3 protein-coding genes are annotated in these 4183 nt (G+C 43.9%); 2 read left to right on the top strand and 1 reads right to left on the bottom strand.

Translation table 11 applies throughout. The features are described from left to right. Together VF500_RS07700 and VF500_RS07705 are read left to right on the top strand one after the other, a co-directional pair. The coding region (locus tag VF500_RS07700) for a family 16 glycosylhydrolase (RefSeq protein WP_330859116.1) at window positions 1-739 on the top strand (739 nt) is incomplete at its 5' end. A gap of 260 nt (window positions 740-999) precedes the next feature. Continuing rightward, the gene (locus VF500_RS07705; RefSeq protein WP_330859117.1) at window positions 1000-1395 is read left to right on the top strand and encodes a response regulator; all 396 of its coding nucleotides are present in this window, start codon (window positions 1000-1002) and stop codon (window positions 1393-1395) included. A gap of 168 nt (window positions 1396-1563) precedes the next feature. Here the strand turns inward: VF500_RS07705 and VF500_RS07710 are convergent, their stop codons facing one another. Further along, window positions 1564-4029 carry a TIM-barrel domain-containing protein gene (locus VF500_RS07710; protein ID WP_330859118.1) on the bottom strand — a complete coding sequence of 822 codons (2466 nt, stop codon included), beginning with the start codon at window positions 4027-4029 and terminating at the stop codon, window positions 1564-1566. Window positions 4030-4183 lie beyond the last annotated feature (154 nt).

The following is a 4183-nucleotide window of genomic DNA, read 5'->3' on the forward strand; positions in this document are numbered from 1 at the left end:
TTCTGCTGTAAATACTCCTGCCGATCGCCTGTCAACTAACACTGTATCGTGGGTAAATGTTATTCCTGCTACTTCTTTTAGCTCATACAGTACCTATTGGAATGACTTATATCCCTGGGGATCGGATCATAATGGATCTGCTCGTATGCGCTCTCAAAATATTTCAGTTTCCGGAGGGGTGCTTACACTGACCAGCGCCCCCAGCGGAAGCGTTGGTAACAGCAACAAAGACCCGTATTTACCCATCCACTATTATTCAGGGACAATTTATGCCAAGACTATACCAGTGGTAACTGATTCCTGGCCGAAATGGCATTTCAAAGGGGAATTTCAATGCGAGTCACAAACCGGCACATGGCCTGCATTTTGGGTAACAGGAGCAGACTCATGGCCACCTGAAAGCGATTTTATGGAATTTAAAGGCAGCACTACCTGCTGGACAAATACTTATAAAAATGCCAGCGGAGGCTGGTCAAGTGTTGGTACTGCTATTTCAAGTCCCGGAAGCTGGCACACTTATTCGGTTTATATGACCAAGACCAATGCAACTGATGTATCAATAGAATACTGGATAGATGGGGTTTTAAAAAGCACTCAAACAGGCGCAAACTTTGTTGGGAAAAATCTGAATATCATTATCGATTACCAAATGGAAGGTTCATCAGGATCGCCGGGCCCTACCGGAACCACTTACATGAGCGCCAGGAACGTAATTGTTGAAAAAAGCGCTACGTTATAATTTCAACCCAATTATATAATTTGCTTCTCCGGTACCGATGATATTCCTGGTTCGTTAACTAAAAAGGGTATGTGATTGCGTAAGAGCGAAATACATACCCTTTTAGTTGTTACTTTAAAATTAAAAGCACGCGTCATTATAAATGAAATAATACGGCTATAGTTTTCTCACTTCTTAGGCTGACTGTAGTAATACCATCCAATTTTTTAAAAAGCGGATAATAAGTCTTAACTTATGCGGCAATATCATAATTGCCAATCATGTTCCGATTACTCTTTATTGATGACAGTAAACTTGACCATATTATACTGGATAAGCTTATTTCCGGGATCAAAGATTTTCACCCAGTGGTGCATAGCTACGACGGCGAAGAGGCGTTAAAAATATTTTCAGAAGATACTGCAAATCATCCTGACGTTATTTTTCTGGATATCAGGATGCCCCGGTTTGATGGCTGGGACTTTCTTGACGGCTTCAGAGACCCGCATTCCGCATTACCGGTTAAACCGTTGCTTTATGTATTTTCATCATCAATTGACCCAACAGACCGTGAGCGTGCACTAAGCTATAGCTCTGTCACCGGTTTCTTTAGCAAGCCAGTTTCACGGCCGGTGCTTGAACAGGTATTAAATGCTTGCGTTGAGCGTGCCAGGTAAAAATAATCGATGGGATTCACAAGTGTTCAACTTTAAAGGGGCGAACACCTTGCATATCCTATTGTTCGCATAAAAAAAGCCGGATGTATGGTTCATCCAGCTTTTGCATATTCATGACCTTGCATGCAGACTTTAATCTCCGCTATCGGCCATTGCTTTACTAAAACACTATTTTAATTCATAGTCAAGTACTTGTTTTTGGTTAGATAAGCCAAAACTCAATTCATAAACAGGAGCAGCATCTCTTCTTCCACCATCAGCTCCTTGCGGATCGATATTATTAACCGGATCTATCATGGTATAATATGCCGAATGTCCATTCATGATTTTACTGTTCAGTTTAATTTTACCAATGTTGGTAAAGCCATGCAGTACCAGTTTAACCTCATGGAATTTGCTGGCAAAATTGCCAGTAGTTTCCCCAATGGTTAATTTCCGTGCTGCGGGATCGAAGCTTATAGCTCGCTTATTAAACTCGTTGTTTTCATAGTTGTATGATTTGCCGTCGTCTTCATACAGTACAAAAGTGTTTGCCACTTTGCCGTTGTAAACATGCAGGGTAAGCGTATCTGTTGGCGCCTCGGCAGTTGTTTGTACTAATGATTGCATCGGGATAATGCTGCTTTCTTTCACAAATACCGGCAGGTGGCTCATGTTAAGCGGCTGAATGGTTTCTGCCTTGCCCTGTAATTGCTCATCACTGTATAAATTATACCAGGTGCCCTGTGGTAAATAAATTTTACCATACTCCTTGGTACTTTCAAAAGGTGCTACCATAAATGCACCGCCAAACAAATACTGATTTTGGAAAGCCGGATCGTAAACCTTTACATCAAAAGTATTGCCGATAGCCAATGAACGCATTACCGGCATCCCTGTTTGGGTAGATTCATAAAAATTAGAGTACATATAAGGCATCAGCTTATATCTGAAATTGATAAAGTTACGGCTAATCTCCAGTGCATCTTCACCGTAAGCCCAGGGTTCGGATGCTTTGGTATTGAGTGCGGTATGGTTGCGATAGTAGGGGATGAAGGCACCGATCTGCATCCAACGAGTAAACAAGGCTGTGCTTGCGCCGCCTGTAAAACCGCCGATATCCATTGCCGTAAATGAAACACCGCTTAACCCGAGGCTGTTCATCAGGCGTACACCAAGCAGCATGTGGTTATCTTCGGCACGGTTATCACCTGTCCAGATGGCCGAGTAGCGCTGTAACCCGGCATAGCCCGAGCGGGTTAAAATAAACGGACGCTCTTTAAAATGCTCCCTCGCTCCTTCATAACTCGAGCGGATCATTTCAAGCGCGTAAACGTTGTGTGCCTGTAAGTGGGTGGTTTTGGCACCATCAAAATCAAACAGTACGTTCGATGGCATTTTCTGGCCCCAGGTGGAGATCTCGTTCATATCATTCCAGATGCCGCTTACGCCGTTATCTGCAAAAAACTTAACCTGCTTACGCCACCATGCACGGCCTTTTTCGCTGGTGAAATCGGTGAAGTTACACCAGCCCGGCCAAACCTGCCCGGTGTAAAAAGTTTTATCGGGGTATTGAATAAACACACTATCCTTCGCGCCGCTTTCATAAGCAGGTGCCCCTTTTTCGACCTTGATACCGGGATCAACAATAACGGTAAGCTTAAAACCAAGCTTATTGAGTTTTGCAGTCAATTGCGGCGGATCAGGAAAGCGCTTTTTATCCCAGGTAAACAACTGGTAGCGGTCCATATAATGGATATCCAGCGTGATCCCATCGCTCGGGATCTTTTTTTCACGCAGGGTTTGAGCAATGCGTAATACCTCAGTGTCAGGATAATAACTGTACCTGTTTTGCTGGTAACCCAAACTCCATAAAGGCGGCATTTTCATGCGACCGGTTAAGCCGGTGTATGATTGAATAATGCCCGCTATGTTTTTGTTGTAGATGAAATAGTAGTTCATCTCCCCGCCATGTGCACCAAATGATGAGAAACGGTTATTACTCGCACCAAAGTTAAAGTCGCTTTGATAGGTGTTATCCATGAAAATGCCGTAGTTGAGGCTATGGTGGATGCCTATATAAAACGGAATGGTTGAGTAAATAGGGTCCTGATCAACCTGGTAACCATAGGTGTCGGAGTTCCAGTTGGTATAGGCATTGCCTTTACGATCCAGATTGCCCGTTTTTTCGCCAAGGCCAATGAAACGTTCATCGGGCATCATGGTTTTATAGCTTGTCACTTCCTCGCCAACCCAACTGGTGGTCAGGCCGGGTTCGTCCTGGTTGATCAGTTGTCCGCCCGGTGTATAATAAGCTATCGCGAATGGTTTTTTATGGATAACTGCCTTCAACGAATCTGTAAGCACGGTGATGCTTTCCTCATTTTGGGTGATGCTTGTTTTTGTTTTTTGAGGCTGCGCGATTACCGCATACGAAAAATCGCGGCCCAAAGGCTTTTTATCCAGTCTCACCCGGATAACCGAGGGGCTATAAACAATAACTTTTCCGAAGATACTGCCTGCCTGAAAAGTTACATCATGGTCATTAACGGTAACGCTTTCCACATTACCCGGCGTCAACACCGGCGATTGCGCCATGAGTTGCGAGAAGCTCATGACACAACCAATTATTATGGTGATCTTTTTGAATTTCATGTATAAAGTTAGAGAAGTTTTATTGTGTTAAAACGATAGTTGTTTGGAGGTTTTTCAATTCCCTCCCTTGGGAGGGGTGTGCTGGACTGCGAAGTGGCAGGGAGGGGTTTGTACGTCCTGCCAACAAATATGCATAGCGGCAAAACCCCTCCCT

The organism is Mucilaginibacter sp. (assembly GCF_036383575.1).
GTDB lineage: Bacteria > Bacteroidota > Bacteroidia > Sphingobacteriales > Sphingobacteriaceae > Mucilaginibacter.